Genomic DNA, 16,931 nt, shown 5'->3' on the forward strand with positions numbered 1-16,931 from the left:
GGCTGATGTCTGAATTTGTTACGGTAGCTCGCCCCTACGCCAAAGCAGCTTTTGACTTTGCCGTTGAACACCAAAGTGTAGAGCGCTGGCAGGATATGCTGGCGTTTGCCGCCGAGGTAACCAAGAACGAACAAATGGCAGAGCTTCTCTCTGGCGCGCTGGCGCCGGAAACGCTCGCTGAGTCGTTTATCGCAGTCTGCGGTGAGCAGTTAGACGAAAACGGTCAGAACCTGATTCGGGTGATGGCTGAAAATAATCGTCTGAACGCGCTCCCGGATGTTCTGGAGCAGTTTATTCATCTGCGTGCCGCCAGTGAAGCTACCTCCGAGGTAGAAGTTACGTCGGCAACCGCATTGAGTGAAGAGCAGCTTTCGAAAATCAGCGCCGCGATGGAAAAACGTCTGTCACGCAAAGTGAAGCTGAATTGCAAAATCGATAAGTCTGTAATGGCAGGCGTTATCATCCGGGCGGGTGATATGGTCATTGATGGCAGCGTACGCGGCCGTCTTGAGCGCCTTGCAGACGTCTTGCAGTCTTAAGGGGACTGGAGCATGCAACTGAATTCCACCGAAATCAGCGAACTGATCAAGCAGCGCATTGCTCAGTTCAATGTGGTGAGCGAAGCTCACAACGAAGGTACTATTGTTTCTGTCAGTGACGGTGTTATCCGCATTCACGGCCTGGCCGATTGTATGCAGGGTGAAATGATCTCCCTGCCGGGTAACCGTTACGCTATCGCACTGAACCTGGAGCGCGACTCCGTGGGTGCGGTAGTCATGGGTCCATACGCTGACCTTGCCGAAGGCATGAAGGTTAAATGTACGGGTCGTATTCTGGAAGTTCCGGTTGGCCGCGGCCTGCTGGGACGTGTGGTAAACACCCTGGGTGCGCCAATCGACGGTAAAGGTCCGGTTGATAATGACGGCTTCTCTGCCGTTGAAGCGATTGCGCCGGGCGTTATCGATCGTCAGTCTGTCGATCAGCCGGTGCAGACCGGCTATAAAGCCGTTGACTCCATGATCCCAATCGGTCGTGGTCAGCGTGAACTGATCATCGGTGACCGTCAGACCGGTAAAACCGCGCTGGCTATCGATGCCATCATCAACCAGCGCGACTCCGGCATTAAATGTATTTACGTTGCAATCGGCCAGAAAGCGTCCACCATCTCTAACGTGGTGCGTAAACTGGAAGAACACGGCGCGCTGGCTAACACCATCGTTGTGGTGGCGACCGCGTCCGAATCCGCTGCGCTGCAATATCTGGCGCCGTATGCCGGTTGCGCAATGGGCGAATACTTCCGCGACCGCGGCGAAGATGCGCTGATCATTTACGATGACCTGTCTAAACAGGCTGTTGCTTACCGTCAGATCTCCCTGCTGCTCCGTCGTCCGCCAGGACGTGAAGCATTCCCGGGCGACGTATTCTACCTCCACTCTCGTCTGCTGGAGCGTGCTGCGCGTGTTAACGCCGACTACGTCGAAGCCTTCACCAAAGGTGAAGTGAAAGGGAAAACCGGCTCTCTGACCGCGCTGCCGATTATCGAAACGCAGGCAGGTGACGTTTCCGCGTTCGTTCCGACCAACGTAATTTCCATTACCGATGGTCAGATCTTCCTGGAATCTAACCTGTTTAACGCCGGTATTCGTCCTGCGGTTAACCCGGGTATCTCGGTATCCCGTGTAGGTGGCGCAGCCCAGACCAAGATCATGAAAAAACTGTCCGGTGGTATTCGTACCGCGCTGGCGCAGTATCGTGAACTGGCGGCGTTCTCTCAGTTTGCATCCGACCTTGACGATGCCACCCGTAAACAGCTTGACCACGGTCAGAAAGTGACCGAACTGCTGAAACAGAAACAGTATGCGCCGATGTCCGTCGCGCAGCAGTCTCTGGTTCTGTTCGCAGCAGAACGTGGTTATCTGGCGGATGTCGAACTGGCGAAAATCGGTAGCTTCGAAGCCGCACTGCTGGCTTACGTCGACCGTGATCACGCTCCGCTGATGCAAGAGATCAACCAGTCCGGTGGCTATAACGACGAAATCGAAGGCAAGCTGAAAGGCATCCTCGATTCCTTCAAAGCAACCCAGTCCTGGTAACGTCTGGCGGCTTGCCTTAGGGCAGGCCGTAAGGCATTGAGGAGAAGCTCATGGCCGGCGCAAAAGAGATACGTAGTAAGATCGCAAGCGTCCAGAACACGCAAAAGATCACTAAAGCGATGGAGATGGTCGCCGCTTCCAAAATGCGTAAATCGCAGGATCGCATGGCGGCCAGCCGTCCTTATGCAGAGACCATGCGCAAAGTGATTGGTCACCTTGCGAACGGTAATCTGGAATATAAGCACCCCTACCTGGAAGAGCGCGACGTTAAACGCGTGGGCTACCTGGTAGTGTCGACCGACCGTGGTTTGTGCGGTGGCTTGAACATTAACCTGTTCAAAAAGCTGCTGGCGGATATGAAGGCATGGTCCGATAAAGGCGTTCAGTGCGAACTCGCAATGATCGGCTCTAAGGGCGTGTCATTCTTTAATTCCGTAGGCGGCAACGTTGTCGCTCAGGTGACAGGTATGGGGGATAACCCTTCTCTGTCCGAACTGATCGGTCCGGTTAAAGTGATGTTGCAGGCCTACGACGAAGGCCGTCTGGACAAGCTTTACATTGTCAGCAACAAATTTATTAACACCATGTCTCAGGTGCCGACGATCACTCAACTGCTGCCGCTGCCGGCGTCAGAAGATGATGATCTGAAGCGTAAAGCCTGGGATTACCTGTATGAACCAGACCCGAAAGCGCTGCTGGATACTCTCCTGCGTCGTTATGTGGAGTCTCAGGTTTATCAGGGCGTGGTAGAAAACCTGGCCAGCGAGCAGGCCGCACGAATGGTGGCGATGAAAGCCGCAACCGATAATGGCGGCAGCCTGATTAAAGAGCTGCAGTTGGTATACAACAAAGCTCGTCAGGCCAGCATTACTCAGGAACTCACCGAGATCGTCTCGGGGGCCGCCGCGGTTTAACCAGGTTATTTCGTAGAGGATTTAAGATGGCTACTGGAAAGATTGTCCAGGTAATCGGCGCCGTGGTCGACGTCGAGTTCCCTCAGGATGCCGTACCACGCGTGTACGATGCCCTTGAGGTGCAGAATGGTAATGAGAAGCTGGTGCTGGAAGTTCAGCAGCAGCTTGGCGGCGGTATCGTGCGTACCATCGCGATGGGGTCTTCTGACGGTCTGCGTCGCGGTCTGGATGTAAAAGATCTCGAACACCCGATCGAAGTCCCGGTAGGTAAAGCCACGCTGGGTCGTATCATGAACGTCCTGGGCGAACCGGTCGACATGAAAGGCGAGATCGGCGAAGAAGAGCGTTGGGCGATTCACCGCGCAGCGCCTTCCTACGAAGAGTTGTCAAACTCTCAGGAACTGCTGGAAACCGGTATCAAAGTTATCGACCTGATGTGTCCGTTCGCGAAGGGCGGTAAAGTCGGTCTGTTCGGTGGTGCGGGTGTAGGTAAAACCGTAAACATGATGGAGCTTATCCGTAACATCGCGATCGAGCACTCCGGTTACTCTGTGTTTGCGGGCGTAGGTGAACGTACTCGTGAGGGTAACGACTTCTACCACGAAATGACCGACTCCAACGTTATCGATAAAGTATCCCTGGTGTATGGCCAGATGAACGAGCCGCCGGGAAACCGTCTGCGTGTTGCACTGACCGGCCTGACCATGGCGGAGAAATTCCGTGACGAAGGTCGTGACGTACTGCTGTTCGTCGATAACATCTATCGTTACACCCTGGCCGGTACGGAAGTATCCGCACTGCTGGGCCGTATGCCTTCCGCGGTAGGTTACCAGCCGACTCTGGCGGAAGAGATGGGCGTTCTGCAGGAACGTATCACCTCCACCAAAACCGGTTCTATCACCTCCGTACAGGCGGTATACGTACCGGCGGATGACTTGACTGACCCGTCTCCAGCCACCACCTTTGCGCACTTAGATGCAACCGTGGTACTGAGCCGTCAGATCGCATCTCTGGGTATCTACCCGGCCGTTGACCCGCTGGACTCCACCAGCCGTCAGCTGGATCCGCTGGTTGTTGGTCAGGAACACTACGACACCGCGCGTGGCGTTCAGTCCATCCTGCAGCGTTATCAGGAACTGAAAGACATCATCGCCATCCTCGGTATGGATGAACTGTCTGAAGAAGATAAACTGGTGGTAGCTCGCGCGCGTAAAATTCAGCGCTTCCTGTCCCAGCCGTTCTTCGTGGCGGAAGTATTTACCGGTTCTCCGGGCAAATACGTCTCCCTGAAAGACACCATCCGTGGCTTTAAAGGCATCATGGAAGGCGAATACGATCACCTGCCGGAGCAGGCGTTCTACATGGTCGGTTCCATCGACGAAGCCGTGGAAAAAGCCAAAAAACTTTAACGCCTTAATCGGAGGGTGATATGGCAATGACTTACCACCTGGATGTCGTCAGCGCGGAGCAACAAATGTTCTCCGGTCTGGTCGAGAAAATCCAGGTTACGGGTAGCGAAGGCGAACTGGGGATTTACCCGGGGCACGCGCCGCTGCTCACCGCCATTAAGCCTGGTATGATTCGCATCGTTAAGCAGCACGGTCATGAAGAGTTTATCTATCTGTCCGGCGGCATTCTGGAAGTGCAGCCTGGCAGCGTGACCGTTCTGGCGGATACCGCGATTCGCGGTCAGGATCTCGACGAAGCGCGAGCCCTGGAAGCGAAGCGTAAAGCCGAAGAGCACATTAAGAGCTCGCACGGTGACGTGGATTACGCTCAGGCGTCTGCGGAACTGGCCAAAGCGATCGCTAAACTGCGCGTTATCGAGTTGACCAAAAAAGCGATGTAACACCGGCTTGAAAGCATAAAACCAGTCTGATTGCGGACTGGTTTTTTTTTATCCTCTCAATTTTTATTCGATAAACTAGCAACGACAAAAACAAGCGGCTGAAGGCGATGCGTTTTCAGCGACAGCGCTGTTTTCATTAAATCCTTCTTTCTGGCATTGGCATCTGCACATTGTGCGAAGAAGGAAGGAATGGATGCGTTTTTATTGCATAAAATGAGGGATTATTACTATGTCATTTCAGCCATCCTTTGCGGGTCCACAACCCGACTCAAGGATTGATCGTACTACCTTTATTCGTCGCGCTTATCTTCATCTCGCCGTCGCCATCGTCGGTTTTATCGTGTTGAGCGCAGCGTGGAGTTTTATAGGGGTCGGGGAGTATGCGCTTGATGTGCTGCTGGCTGGTGGAAGATATAGCTGGTTGGTTGTTCTTGGCGCTTTTATGCTGGTGGGAATGCTGGCGACCCGTCTGGCGGATAATGCGGGGACTAATCAAACGCAACTTATCGGGCTGGGGATTTATGTGTTGGCAGAATCCCTGATTTTTGCCCCCCTGTTAACGGTGGCGGCGTATATTAACCCGTCGAGCATTGGCGCGGCGGCAATAACGACTCTGTTGCTGGTCGGCGGTCTGACGTTTACCGCTTTTTCCATAAAAAAAGACTTTTCTTTTCTGCGCTCGTTTCTGACTATGGCTGGGTTCATTGCTTTTGGCGCGATTATTGCCAGCGTCATCTGCGGCTTCTCGCTGGGTGTCTGGTTTTCTGCGCTAATGGTACTGCTGTGCGCCGGGTTTATACTTTACGATACTTCTAACATTATTCACCATTACCCTACCGATCGCCCTGCTGGCGCGGCATTACATCTGTTCGCTTCTATCGCGACCATGTTCTGGTATATTTTGCGGATTTTTATGTCGCGTAATTAAGTAAAAAAATACGCGCAACGGAAAACCAGCGGCCTCTGTCGCTGGTTTTTGCTTTTCTGGCTCCCCTGCGCTTTATTACGTTATCTTCTTTATTTATGGAGTAAAAAAACAGCAAAAACATCGGACTACGTTGCCAATACGCGGGTATTTTTACTTTTCAGGAGACAAGAGGCGCGGTAATGAACGAAAATGATTCATTAGCAGGCGGGGATGTTATCCCGGTGAGCGTTTTATCCTTCTTCCATTTTACGATGAAAAAAATGTAGTATTTTCAACGTGAAACAGTATAAATTCGTTCTCAAATTACAGTCAGGACGCGTATGTTAAATAGTGCTATGAGCGTAGTGATCCTTGCCGCAGGTAAAGGCACGCGCATGTATTCCGATATTCCTAAAGTGCTGCACACGCTGGCGGGTAAACCCATGGTGCAGCATGTCATTGATGCAGCAACTAAATTAGGGGCCGCACAGGTTCATCTGGTCTATGGCCACGGTGGCGAGTTGTTAAAAAAGACCCTGAAAGATGACAAGCTGAACTGGGTGCTTCAGGCGGAACAGTTGGGAACAGGTCACGCAATGCAGCAGGCCGCGCCCTTCTTTAGCGACGATGAAGATATTTTAATGCTTTACGGCGACGTGCCGCTGATTTCGGTTGAAACCTTACAGCGCCTGTGTGATGCCAAACCGCAGGGTGGTATTGGGTTATTAACCGTGAAGCTGGACGATCCGAGCGGCTATGGCCGTATTACGCGTGAAAACGGTAAAGTGACCGGCATCGTTGAACATAAAGACGCCACTGATGAACAGCGTCAGATCCAGGAAATTAATACCGGTATTCTGATCGCCAACGGCGCGGACCTGAAACGCTGGTTGTCTAAGCTGACTAACAATAATGCGCAGGGTGAATATTACATCACAGATATCATTGCGCTGGCTTATCAGGAAGGACGGGAAATCGCCGCGGTGCATCCGGCTCGCATCAGCGAAACGGACGGCGTGAATAACCGTCTACAGCTTTCTCGTCTGGAGCGTATTTATCAGGCCGAACAGGCGGAGAAACTGCTGTTATCCGGCGTTATGTTGCGCGATCCGGCTCGTTTTGATCTGCGCGGTAATCTGGCTCACGGGCGTGATGTGGAAATTGACGCTAACGTTATCATCGAAGGTAACGTGACGCTCGGTCACCGCGTGAAGATCGGCGCGGGGTGCATTATTAAAAACAGCGTTATTGGCGATGACTGCGAAATTAGCCCATACAGCGTGGTGGAAGATGCGCATCTGGAAGCGGCCTGCACCATCGGTCCGTTTGCTCGCCTGCGTCCCGGCGCGGAGCTGTTAGCGGGCGCTCATGTCGGCAATTTCGTTGAAATGAAAAAAGCGCGTCTGGGTAAAGGTTCTAAAGCCGGTCATCTGACCTATCTGGGCGATGCGGAAATTGGCGACAACGTGAATATCGGCGCGGGGACCATCACCTGTAACTATGATGGCGCGAACAAATTCAAAACGGTTATTGGCGACGATGTGTTTGTCGGCTCCGATACCCAACTGGTGGCGCCGGTTACTGTTGGTAAAGGGGCTACCATCGCCGCAGGGACTACCGTCACTCGTAATGTAGCCGACAATGAACTGGTATTAAGCCGCGTGCCACAGGTACATAAGCAAGGCTGGCAGCGTCCGGTGAAGAAAAAGTGATTTTGTAAGCCGGATAAGCGTCAGCGCCATCCGGCAGACCGGAGATGAGAGGATAAAATAATCCTCCGCTCCATGAGCAGTACTTATAAAAATAACCCCACTCTCTACAAGGCTCGGGGCGCCCGCAACGACGGGCATACAGGTCAGCGACAACGCATGGCGTAATGCCATAATCAGGAAATAAAACTATGTGTGGAATTGTTGGCGCTATCGCGCAGCGTGATGTAGCTGAAATCCTTCTCGAAGGTTTACGTCGTTTGGAATACCGCGGATATGACTCTGCCGGTCTGGCCGTTGTTGATGCAGAAGGTCATATGACCCGCCTGCGTCGCCTCGGTAAAGTCCAGATGCTGGCTCAGGCAGCGGAAGAACATCCTCTGCATGGCGGCACAGGTATTGCTCACACTCGCTGGGCGACGCACGGTGAACCTTCAGAAGCTAACGCGCATCCGCATGTTTCTGAACACATTGTGGTGGTGCATAACGGCATCATCGAAAACCATGAACCGCTGCGTGAAGCGTTAAAAGCGCGTGGCTATACCTTCGTTTCTGAAACCGACACCGAAGTGATTGCACACCTGGTAAACTGGGAACTGAAACAGGGTGGTACTCTGCGTGAGGCTGTTCTACGTGCTATCCCGCAACTGCGTGGTGCGTACGGTACAGTGATCATGGATACCCGTCACCCGGATACCCTACTGGCGGCACGTTCTGGTAGCCCGCTGGTGATTGGCCTGGGTATGGGCGAAAACTTTATCGCTTCTGACCAGCTGGCGCTGTTGCCAGTGACTCGTCGCTTTATCTTCCTTGAAGAGGGCGATATCGCTGAAATCACTCGCCGTTCGGTAAATATCTTCGATAACACCGGCGCGGAAGTAAAACGTCAGGATATCGAATCTAATCTGCAATATGACGCGGGCGATAAAGGTATTTACCGCCACTACATGCAGAAAGAAATCTACGAACAGCCGTACGCGATCAAAAACACCCTTACCGGGCGCATCAGCCACGGTCAGGTGGATTTAAGCGAGCTGGGGCCGAACGCCGACGAACTGCTGTCGAAGGTTGAGCATATTCAGATCCTCGCCTGCGGTACGTCTTACAACTCCGGTATGGTTTCCCGTTACTGGTTTGAATCGCTGGCAGGTATTCCGTGCGACGTTGAAATCGCCTCTGAATTCCGCTATCGCAAATCTGCCGTGCGCCGTAATAGCCTGATGATCACACTCTCCCAGTCTGGCGAAACGGCAGATACCTTAGCGGGCCTGCGTTTATCCAAAGAATTGGGCTACCTCGGATCGCTCGCCATTTGTAACGTGCCCGGCTCTTCGCTGGTACGTGAATCCGATCTGGCGCTGATGACCAACGCGGGTACGGAAATTGGCGTAGCATCTACCAAAGCCTTCACCACCCAGTTAACCGTGCTGTTGATGCTGGTGGCGAAACTGTCTCGCCTGAAAGGTCTGGATGCGTCCATTGAGCATGATATCGTGCATGGTCTGCAGGCGCTGCCGAGCCGTATTGAGCAGATGCTGTCGCAGGACAAACGTATTGAAGCCCTGGCGGAAGATTTCTCTGACAAACACCATGCGCTGTTCCTGGGGCGTGGCGATCAATATCCGATTGCGCTCGAAGGCGCGCTGAAGCTGAAAGAGATCTCTTACATTCACGCGGAAGCCTATGCTGCAGGCGAGCTGAAACACGGGCCGTTGGCGCTGATTGACGCCGATATGCCGGTGATTGTGGTGGCGCCGAACAACGAACTGTTGGAGAAACTGAAATCCAACATCGAAGAAGTTCGCGCGCGTGGCGGTCAGTTGTACGTCTTCGCCGATCAGGATGCGGGTTTCGTCAGCAGTGACAACATGCACATCATTGAGATGCCGCATGTGGAAGAGGTCATTGCGCCTATCTTCTACACCGTTCCGCTGCAACTGCTGGCGTATCACGTGGCGCTGATTAAAGGCACCGACGTTGACCAGCCGCGTAACCTGGCGAAATCGGTTACCGTAGAGTAAGTACAAATGTTGCACCAGGCAGAAGGCCGTCGATAGACGGCCTTTTTTTGTGCGCCGTGACAGGCGCTGTTCTTTCTCTATGGTGGCTGAAGAGCGACTAAGAGGTGCTACGCCTGCCTGCGCTACGGGCACCCGGTCACATTCTCTTCTTTAAGGCCCTGGCTCAATCCAGGTGGATCGGAAATCAAACCACCCCAGGTTATTCAGGTGGATCCCCCTGGCCCGGTCGGGGCCTTTGAGTCGCATCCAGTGGTGAAAAAGCGGTTGTAGCCAGCCTGAACGGGTGGTTTCCCTGACCAGTTGTTCCGCGCTGATTGTTTCGGCATGCCACTGGGTTTCCCATTGGGCCAGCAGCGCATCATCCCCACCGCTGATGGCGTGGCGCAGTAAAGGGGAGCCCAGCAGCCATGTACCGACGTTCCACTCTTCGGGAATGGGGAAATTAACTGTCCCCAGCCAGAGATCAACCTCGGCCTTGCCGCTTGCCCAGTCATCATAATTCAGTGCAACGCCCTCAAGTAAAATGCCCTGCTGGCGCATGATCTTTTGCATGATATCCAGAAGCATTGGAAATTCAGGGTGCTGATCGTGATAGGCCAGACGCAGTTTCGCGTAGGGCGACGACGAGATAAAAGGTGAACAGGCCGGGCCAGCCTCAATAGTATGAAACCAGGAGGACAGCAGGCTGCCGCCCGGTACCCAGAAGGGGCGAATTGCCTCACTCAGATGCTGGAGTAAGGCGTAAGGGCTGAGTGTTTCCCGCAGCCAGCGGCGATGTTCGGCGGTATGCCAGTGCGGGGAGCGGCTGTCGCATAATAAAAAATATCCTCCACGCTCAAGAAACATCTCGCGCAGGCTGTCAGATGGTTTGCCTGATACCTGGCTAAGCCGTCCGGAAACGTAATCCTCATCGCTCAAGCTGGAGCTGAGCCAGGCTGCCGTGTCGTTATCCGACAGCGATTCCGCCAGGTTGTCTGTCTCCGTTAAATTCGGCCAGATGAAGACCTCCACTTCATCCAGCAGCCCGCGCAGACCAAAGTAGTGGTCAAAGGCCTTCATTTGCAGATGAAAGCCATTGTTTTCCACCACCTCATAAGGGCCAGTCCCCACAGGATGTGCCGGGAAATCAGCGCGTTGTGTATGGTCAGGCGGTAGGATCATGGCATCAATATGGCTGAGCAGCAGCGGCAGTCGGTTATCCGGGTGCGCCAGCGTAATTTCAAGGCTCAGCGGCCCGGTGGCCTGAATGGTCTGCAAGTGCGAGAACAACGGCAGCTTAGCGCTGCGGGTCAGTGAAGCGATAACCGCGTCGATCGTCAGCTCCTGACCATCATGCCAGAGGACGGCGGGGCGCAGATAAAAACGCCAGCGCAGTGGATCAATCTGCCGCCAGTGGTGGGCAAGATCGGCTTCGATTTCACCTTTTTCCTCATTTATGCGCGTCAGGCCGCTAAAAATCTGCCTGACCAGATGCTGCTCAGAGCGACGCAACGGTATGCCGGGGCACAGCGACGGCATTGTCCGATAATAGGGGATGCACAGCCGCTGATAGTCTGCCCGCACGCTATAGCCCAGCTTTGAACGCAGCAGTTGCGCCACCTGGTGCTTATTTTTACCCAGCAGCTGAATGGCCTGATCAATATGACCAGACTCCAGTAACTGCTCCGCCTTTTCGCTTAACAGCTGTTCTGGTTTATAGCGCAGGTGAAGCCGGGCGCGATGCCCACGTCCGGCCTGTGATTGCCAGATGAGCCACTTTGCCTCCTGCATCTGAAGCAACAGATTACGCATATGCCGCCGGGTGCAGAACAACACATCCGCCAGCTCCTGTAATGTCACGCTAACAGGCTTGTCGCCATAGTGCTGGAGTAGCTTTAAGTATTTTTGTTCAGTGTGCCGGGTTGTCATAAAAGGTGAAATTTCCCGAACGGGAATGAGCAATTTTTAATATCCCCTTTTTAGCCGATGATTTTCTCTATCGCAACTTCTATGAGGATTCATCATGACAAAGCGCATTAATAAAGATACTCAGGTCTGCATGTCCCTGGCGGCACGCCCGAGTAACTTCGGTACACGCTTTCACAACTATCTGTACGAAGCGCTGGATCTCAATTATCTCTACAAAGCCTTTTCGCCGACCGATCTTACGCAGGCCATTAGCGGCGTGCGCGGTCTGGGGATCCGTGGGTGCGCGATCTCTATGCCTTTTAAGGAAGCCTGCATTCCGCTGGTGGATGAACTGGATGCTTCCGCTCAGGCCATTCACTCAGTTAATACCATTGTGAATACCAATGGCCATCTGAAGGCGTACAACACCGATTACATTGCAATAGCTCGCTTGCTGGCGAGTTACAAGGTCTCTCCCGACCTGGTGTTTGCTTTGCGTGGCAGCGGTGGTATGGCAAAGGCGGTGGCCTGCGCGCTGAAGGATGCGGGGTTTACCCGTGGTTATATTGTCGCGATTGATGAAGCGTCAGGTAAACAACTGGCCGAACTCTATGGCTATGAATGGCGCCCGGATACCGACGGTATTGAAGCCGATTTGTTAATTAACGCCACGCCTATCGGAATGGCTGGCGGTAATGATGCCGACAAACTCTCTTATTCCGAACAGGAAGTGGATAAGGCGAGCGTTATCTTTGATGTGGTGGCGCTACCGCCCGTCACGCCGCTGATCCGCTACGCCCGTGAACGCGGTAAAACCGTGATTACCGGTTCCGAAGTGTTTGCTATTCAGGCCGTGGAGCAATTTGTCCTTTATACCGGGATTCGCCCGGATGACGCGCTGTTCCAGAAAGCAGCGGCCTGGTCACGCCTGTAACATTTTTTCCCGCTTTTTCTTTAAATTAAAAGAACAGGGTACCCTACTATGACTAAAAAAATTGTTGCTGTGACGGCCTGTCCGACGGGCGTCGCCCATACCTTTATGGCGGCAGAAGCGCTGGAAATTGAAGCCCGCAAGCGTGGTGACTGGATCAAGGTTGAAACCCGCGGTTCCGTCGGGGCGAAGAACACGCTGACCGCGGAAGAGATAGCGCAGGCGGATGTGGTGATTATCGCGGCGGATATTGAGCTGGATCTGTCAGGCTTTGTTGGCAAAAGACTCTATCGCACCAGTACCGGCGCGGCGCTAAAAAAGAGTGCGCAGGAAATGGATAATGCTTTCAATAGCGCCGAGGTCTATCAGGGGAGTGCCGGGCGCTCTTCTTCAGCTGGTAAAACAGAGCTACCCGGCGTTTATAAGCATTTAATGACCGGCGTATCCCATATGCTTCCTTTGGTGGTGGCGGGAGGATTGTGTATCGCACTCTCTTTTGTCTTCGGTATCCAGGCCTTCAACGAGCCGGGCACGCTGGCGGCTGCGTTATTTCAAATCGGCGGTAAGGCGGCCTTTGCGCTGATGGTGCCGGTACTGGCTGGGTTTATTGCCTTCTCAATTGCCGATCGTCCGGGTCTGGCCCCGGGGCTTATTGGCGGGATGTTGGCCAGCCTGTGCGGCGCTGGTTTCCTGGGTGGGATTGTGGCCGGTTTTCTGGCCGGTTACAGCGTACGGTTTCTGGCGCAAAATATTAAGCTGCCGGCGTCGATGGAAGCGCTTAAACCTGTGCTGGTTCTGCCGCTACTGTCTACGCTGATTACCGGCCTTATCATGATTTACGTGGTGGGTGGCCCCGTTTCTGCGGTGATGGAGGGGCTGACGACGTTCCTGGGGAATATGACCTCTACGAATGCGATCTTGCTGGGAATGTTGCTGGGCGCAATGCAAGGTTTTGACCTTGGCGGGCCGGTGAATAAAGCTGCGTATACCTTCGGCGTCGGTTTACTGGCTTCTCATTCTTATATGCCAATGGCGGCTATTATGGCGGCAGGGATGGTACCGGCATTAGGAATGGGCGTCGCAACCTGGGCGGCCAGAGCGAAATTCAATGCCGCTGAGCATGAAGCGGGTAATGCATCTTTTATCCTGGGGCTGTGCTTTATCTCTGAAGGGGCGATTCCCTTCGCCGCGCGAGACCCGATGCGCGTCATCCCTTCCACGATGGTCGGTGGCGCAATCGCCGGGGGACTATCCATGTATTTCGGTTGTACACTGATGGCGCCACACGGCGGCCTCTTTGTCCTGGCGATCCCGCATGCGGTGGAACATGTGATGCAGTACCTGCTCTCGATTGCCCTGGGCACGATTGTCTGCGGCCTGATGTACGCGCTATTGAAACCGTCTGTGGTTGCGCAAACAGTTTAATTCATCTCCCCCTGCAGGCTGGTCTGGTGTCTCCCCGGGCCAGCTTTTTTATTTCCATTGTCATCAAACCGTCATAATCAAGACATATAACTGTCATCAATTTGTCCTATTTTGCTCATCGTAGCAACTCAAACAATGATTTACCGAAACCGTGCAGGAGACATTATGAAAGTTATGCGTACCACTGTCGCAACTGTTGTCGCCGCGACCTTATCGATGAGCGCGTTCTCTGCCTTTGCAGCAGCAAGCCTGACAGGTGCCGGTGCAACGTTTCCTGCACCGGTGTATGCCAAATGGGCGGATACCTACCAGAAAGAAACCGGTAACAAAGTCAATTACCAGGGGATAGGCTCTTCCGGCGGCGTGAAACAAATCACCGCGAATACCGTTGATTTTGGCGCTTCCGATGCGCCGCTGTCTGACGAAAAACTGAATCAGGAAGGCCTGTTCCAGTTTCCGACTGTGATCGGCGGCGTGGTGCTGGCGGTGAATATTCCAGGCCTCAAATCCGGCGAACTGGTGCTGGATGGTAAAACGCTGGGTGACATCTACCTCGGTAAAATCAAGAAGTGGGATGATGAAGCCATCACCAAATTGAACCCAGGCGTGAAGCTGCCTTCTCAGAATATCGCTGTGGTGCGTCGCGCTGACGGTTCCGGTACCTCCTTCGTGTTCACCAGTTACCTGGCGAAAGTCAACGAAGAGTGGAAATCCAAAATTGGTGCGGGCTCTACCGTAAACTGGCCGACTGGTCTGGGCGGTAAAGGTAACGACGGTATCGCGGCATTTGTACAGCGTCTGCCAGGCGCTATTGGCTACGTTGAGTATGCGTATGCCAAGCAGAACAACCTGGCCTACACCAAACTGGTTTCTGCCGACGGCAAACCGGTAAGCCCGACGGAAGAGAGCTTCTCTAATGCGGCGAAAGGCGCAGACTGGAGCAAAACCTTCGCGCAGGATCTGACCAACCAGAAAGGTGACGATGTGTGGCCAATCACCTCCACCACCTTTATCCTGGTCCACAAAGCGCAGAAGAAACCTGAGCAGGGTGCTGAAGTGTTGAAGTTCTTCGACTGGGCCTACAAAAATGGCGCTAAGCAGGCGAATGATCTGGACTACGCCAGCCTGCCGGATAACGTTGTTGAGCAGGTTCGTACCGCCTGGAAGACCAGTATAAAAGACAGCAACGGTAAGGCGCTGTATTAATTAACGAATTGGCGGATGGCGCTACGCTTATCCGCCCTACGGTTTCGACCGCAGGCCCACGTTGTAGGCCGGATAAGCGTAGCGCCATCCGGCAGGGGCAACGTCGTAAAACGCGTTTAATGGAAAGAGTAATTTATGGCTGCAACCAAGCCTGCTTTTAACCCGCCGGGTAAAAAAGGCGACATGATTTTCAGCGCGCTGGTAAAACTGGCTGCGCTGATTGTGCTATTGATGTTGGGCGGTATTATCGTCTCATTGATCATCTCCTCCTGGCCAAGTATTCAGAAATTTGGTTTCTCATTTCTTTGGACTAAGGAATGGGACGCGCCAAACGATATCTACGGCGCACTGGTGCCCATTTACGGCACGCTGGTGACCTCCTTTATCGCACTGCTGATCGCCGTTCCGGTCAGTTTCGGCATTGCCCTGTTTTTAACCGAGCTGGCGCCAGGCTGGCTAAAGCGTCCGCTCGGCATCGCCATTGAACTGCTGGCGGCAATTCCCAGTATCGTGTACGGCATGTGGGGGCTGTTTATCTTCGCGCCGCTGTTTGCGACGTACTTCCAGGAGCCGGTCGGCAATATTCTTTCCAACATTCCTTTTGTCGGCGCGCTGTTCTCCGGCCCGGCCTTTGGTATCGGCATTCTGGCGGCGGGCGTCATCCTCGCCATCATGATCATCCCCTACATTGCGGCGGTTATGCGCGACGTCTTCGAGCAAACGCCGGTAATGATGAAAGAGTCCGCTTACGGTATCGGCTGCACTACCTGGGAAGTTATCTGGCGCATCGTGCTACCGTTCACCAAAAATGGCGTGATCGGCGGCATTATGCTGGGGTTGGGCCGTGCTCTGGGTGAAACGATGGCGGTCACTTTTATCATCGGCAACACTTACCAGCTCGACAGCGCGTCGCTGTATATGCCGGGCAACAGCATCACTTCCGCGCTGGCGAACGAATTCGCTGAGGCGGAATCGGGTCTGCACGTGGCAGCGTTGATGGAACTGGGGCTGATCCTGTTTGTGATCACCTTTATCGTCCTGGCGGCGTCTAAGTTCATGATTATGCGTCTGGCGAAGAACGAGGGAGCACGTTAATGGCTACGCTTGATATGCAGAACACCGCGCAGCTCGCGGAATCCCGTCGCAAGATGCAGGCGCGTCGCCGCATGAAGAACCGTATCGCACTAACGCTCTCAATGGCGACAATGGCATTTGGCCTGTTCTGGCTGATCTGGATTTTGATGTCCACCATCACCCGTGGTATCGACGGGATGTCGCTGGCGCTGTTTACCGAAATGACGCCGCCGCCGAACACGGCGGGCGGCGGGCTGGCGAACGCCCTGGCAGGGAGTGGATTATTGATTCTCTGGGCTACCGTATTGGGTACGCCGCTGGGGATTATGGCCGGGATCTATCTGGCGGAATATGGCCGTAAATCCTGGCTGGCGGAAATCATTCGCTTTATTAACGACATTCTGCTTTCCGCGCCGTCAATTGTTGTGGGGCTGTTTGTTTACACCATCGTGGTGGCGCAGATGCAGCACTTCTCCGGTTGGGCAGGGGTGATTGCGCTGGCGCTGTTGCAGGTACCGATCGTTATCCGTACCACTGAAAACATGCTCAAGCTGGTGCCGGATAGCCTGCGTGAAGCCGCCTACGCGCTGGGTACGCCGAAGTGGAAGATGATCTCCGCGATTACGCTGAAAGCCTCTATCTCCGGCATTATGACCGGTATTCTGCTGGCCATTGCCCGTATCGCCGGGGAAACGGCGCCATTGTTGTTTACCGCGCTCTCGAACCAGTTCTGGAGCACCGACATGATGCAGCCGATCGCCAACCTGCCGGTGACCATCTTTAAATTCGCGATGAGCCCGTTTGCCGAATGGCAACAATTAGCCTGGGCGGGCGTGCTGATTATTACCCTGTGCGTACTGCTGCTGAATATTCTGGCGCGCGTGATTTTCGCCAAGAAGAAACACGGTTAAGTTT

General features: G+C 53.8%; 14 protein-coding genes. 13 read left to right on the top strand and 1 reads right to left on the bottom strand.

What is annotated here, in order from left to right; all coding sequences use genetic code 11:
* The first annotated feature begins 5 nt into the window (after positions 1-5).
* The 8 genes from atpH (at position 6) to glmS (ending at position 9,493) form a co-directional block, all read left to right on the top strand.
* Entirely contained in the window at positions 6-539 is a 534-nt protein-coding gene (gene atpH / locus LCS67_RS22420; protein WP_001288957.1) for a F0F1 ATP synthase subunit delta, read from the top strand.
* A 12-nt stretch (positions 540-551) separates the two neighbouring features.
* The gene (gene atpA, locus LCS67_RS22425) at positions 552-2,093 is read left to right on the top strand and encodes a F0F1 ATP synthase subunit alpha (protein ID WP_001176751.1); all 1,542 of its coding nucleotides are present in this window, start codon (positions 552-554) and stop codon (positions 2,091-2,093) included.
* 50 nt (positions 2,094-2,143) lie between these two features.
* Positions 2,144-3,007, top strand: a complete 864-nt coding sequence (gene atpG / locus LCS67_RS22430; RefSeq protein ID WP_000896506.1) for a F0F1 ATP synthase subunit gamma — start codon at positions 2,144-2,146, stop codon at positions 3,005-3,007.
* A gap of 26 nt (positions 3,008-3,033) precedes the next feature.
* Positions 3,034-4,416, top strand: a complete 1,383-nt coding sequence (atpD, locus tag LCS67_RS22435) for a F0F1 ATP synthase subunit beta (RefSeq protein WP_000190499.1) — start codon at positions 3,034-3,036, stop codon at positions 4,414-4,416.
* Positions 4,417-4,436: 20 nt separating this feature from the next.
* Complete coding sequence (locus tag LCS67_RS22440; protein WP_001251971.1) at positions 4,437-4,856, top strand: F0F1 ATP synthase subunit epsilon; 420 nt, start codon at positions 4,437-4,439, stop codon at positions 4,854-4,856.
* 229 nt (positions 4,857-5,085) lie between these two features.
* The gene (locus LCS67_RS22445; protein WP_000009908.1) at positions 5,086-5,784 is read left to right on the top strand and encodes a Bax inhibitor-1 family protein; all 699 of its coding nucleotides are present in this window, start codon (positions 5,086-5,088) and stop codon (positions 5,782-5,784) included.
* A gap of 320 nt (positions 5,785-6,104) precedes the next feature.
* Positions 6,105-7,475 (top strand): bifunctional UDP-N-acetylglucosamine diphosphorylase/glucosamine-1-phosphate N-acetyltransferase GlmU, encoded by a 1,371-nt coding sequence (gene glmU / locus LCS67_RS22450; protein WP_000934840.1) that lies wholly within the window; start codon positions 6,105-6,107, stop codon positions 7,473-7,475.
* Between the two features lie 188 nt (positions 7,476-7,663).
* Entirely contained in the window at positions 7,664-9,493 is a 1,830-nt protein-coding gene (glmS, locus tag LCS67_RS22455) for a glutamine--fructose-6-phosphate transaminase (isomerizing) (RefSeq protein ID WP_000334068.1), read from the top strand.
* A 150-nt stretch (positions 9,494-9,643) separates the two neighbouring features.
* Here glmS and LCS67_RS22460 read toward each other — a convergent pair whose 3' ends face one another.
* Positions 9,644-11,401, bottom strand: a complete 1,758-nt coding sequence (locus tag LCS67_RS22460) for an SgrR family transcriptional regulator (protein WP_000213157.1) — start codon at positions 11,399-11,401, stop codon at positions 9,644-9,646.
* Between the two features lie 94 nt (positions 11,402-11,495).
* Here LCS67_RS22460 and LCS67_RS22465 point away from each other — a divergent pair, with 94 nt between their 5' ends.
* The 5 genes from LCS67_RS22465 (at position 11,496) to pstA (ending at position 16,927) form a co-directional block, all read left to right on the top strand.
* A complete protein-coding gene (locus LCS67_RS22465) occupies positions 11,496-12,314 on the top strand; it encodes a shikimate 5-dehydrogenase (RefSeq protein WP_000166716.1) in 819 nt (272 codons plus the stop codon).
* Between the two features lie 48 nt (positions 12,315-12,362).
* The gene (locus LCS67_RS22470; protein WP_000162546.1) at positions 12,363-13,736 is read left to right on the top strand and encodes a fructose-specific PTS transporter subunit EIIC; all 1,374 of its coding nucleotides are present in this window, start codon (positions 12,363-12,365) and stop codon (positions 13,734-13,736) included.
* A gap of 165 nt (positions 13,737-13,901) precedes the next feature.
* Positions 13,902-14,942, top strand: a complete 1,041-nt coding sequence (gene pstS, locus LCS67_RS22475) for a phosphate ABC transporter substrate-binding protein PstS (RefSeq protein ID WP_000867132.1) — start codon at positions 13,902-13,904, stop codon at positions 14,940-14,942.
* A gap of 135 nt (positions 14,943-15,077) precedes the next feature.
* On the top strand, positions 15,078-16,037 hold the full coding sequence (pstC, locus tag LCS67_RS22480; RefSeq protein ID WP_000741630.1) for a phosphate ABC transporter permease PstC: 960 nt from the start codon (positions 15,078-15,080) through the stop codon (positions 16,035-16,037).
* Positions 16,037-16,927, top strand: coding sequence for a phosphate ABC transporter permease PstA (pstA, locus tag LCS67_RS22485; RefSeq protein ID WP_000212196.1), 891 nt, complete (start codon positions 16,037-16,039; stop codon positions 16,925-16,927). Before pstC ends, pstA begins: the two co-directional genes overlap by 1 nt.
* Positions 16,928-16,931: the final 4 nt, after the last annotated feature.

Source organism: Salmonella sp. A7 (genome assembly GCF_020181675.1).
In the GTDB taxonomy this organism is placed as follows: domain Bacteria; phylum Pseudomonadota; class Gammaproteobacteria; order Enterobacterales; family Enterobacteriaceae; genus Salmonella; species Salmonella enterica.

Excerpts from the sequence above, each read along its gene's own strand:
- atpH (WP_001288957.1), top strand. The coding sequence starts at position 6 with ATGTCTGAATTTGTTACGGTAGCTCGCCCCTACGCCAAAGCAGCTTTT.
- atpA (WP_001176751.1), top strand. The coding sequence starts at position 552 with ATGCAACTGAATTCCACCGAAATCAGCGAACTGATCAAGCAGCGCATT.
- atpG (WP_000896506.1), top strand. The coding sequence starts at position 2,144 with ATGGCCGGCGCAAAAGAGATACGTAGTAAGATCGCAAGCGTCCAGAAC.
- atpD (WP_000190499.1), top strand. The coding sequence starts at position 3,034 with ATGGCTACTGGAAAGATTGTCCAGGTAATCGGCGCCGTGGTCGACGTC.
- LCS67_RS22440 (WP_001251971.1), top strand. The coding sequence starts at position 4,437 with ATGGCAATGACTTACCACCTGGATGTCGTCAGCGCGGAGCAACAAATG.
- LCS67_RS22445 (WP_000009908.1), top strand. The coding sequence starts at position 5,086 with ATGTCATTTCAGCCATCCTTTGCGGGTCCACAACCCGACTCAAGGATT.
- glmU (WP_000934840.1), top strand. The coding sequence starts at position 6,105 with ATGTTAAATAGTGCTATGAGCGTAGTGATCCTTGCCGCAGGTAAAGGC.
- glmS (WP_000334068.1), top strand. The coding sequence starts at position 7,664 with ATGTGTGGAATTGTTGGCGCTATCGCGCAGCGTGATGTAGCTGAAATC.
- LCS67_RS22460 (WP_000213157.1), bottom strand. The coding sequence starts at position 11,401 with ATGACAACCCGGCACACTGAACAAAAATACTTAAAGCTACTCCAGCAC.
- LCS67_RS22465 (WP_000166716.1), top strand. The coding sequence starts at position 11,496 with ATGACAAAGCGCATTAATAAAGATACTCAGGTCTGCATGTCCCTGGCG.
- LCS67_RS22470 (WP_000162546.1), top strand. The coding sequence starts at position 12,363 with ATGACTAAAAAAATTGTTGCTGTGACGGCCTGTCCGACGGGCGTCGCC.
- pstS (WP_000867132.1), top strand. The coding sequence starts at position 13,902 with ATGAAAGTTATGCGTACCACTGTCGCAACTGTTGTCGCCGCGACCTTA.
- pstC (WP_000741630.1), top strand. The coding sequence starts at position 15,078 with ATGGCTGCAACCAAGCCTGCTTTTAACCCGCCGGGTAAAAAAGGCGAC.
- pstA (WP_000212196.1), top strand. The coding sequence starts at position 16,037 with ATGGCTACGCTTGATATGCAGAACACCGCGCAGCTCGCGGAATCCCGT.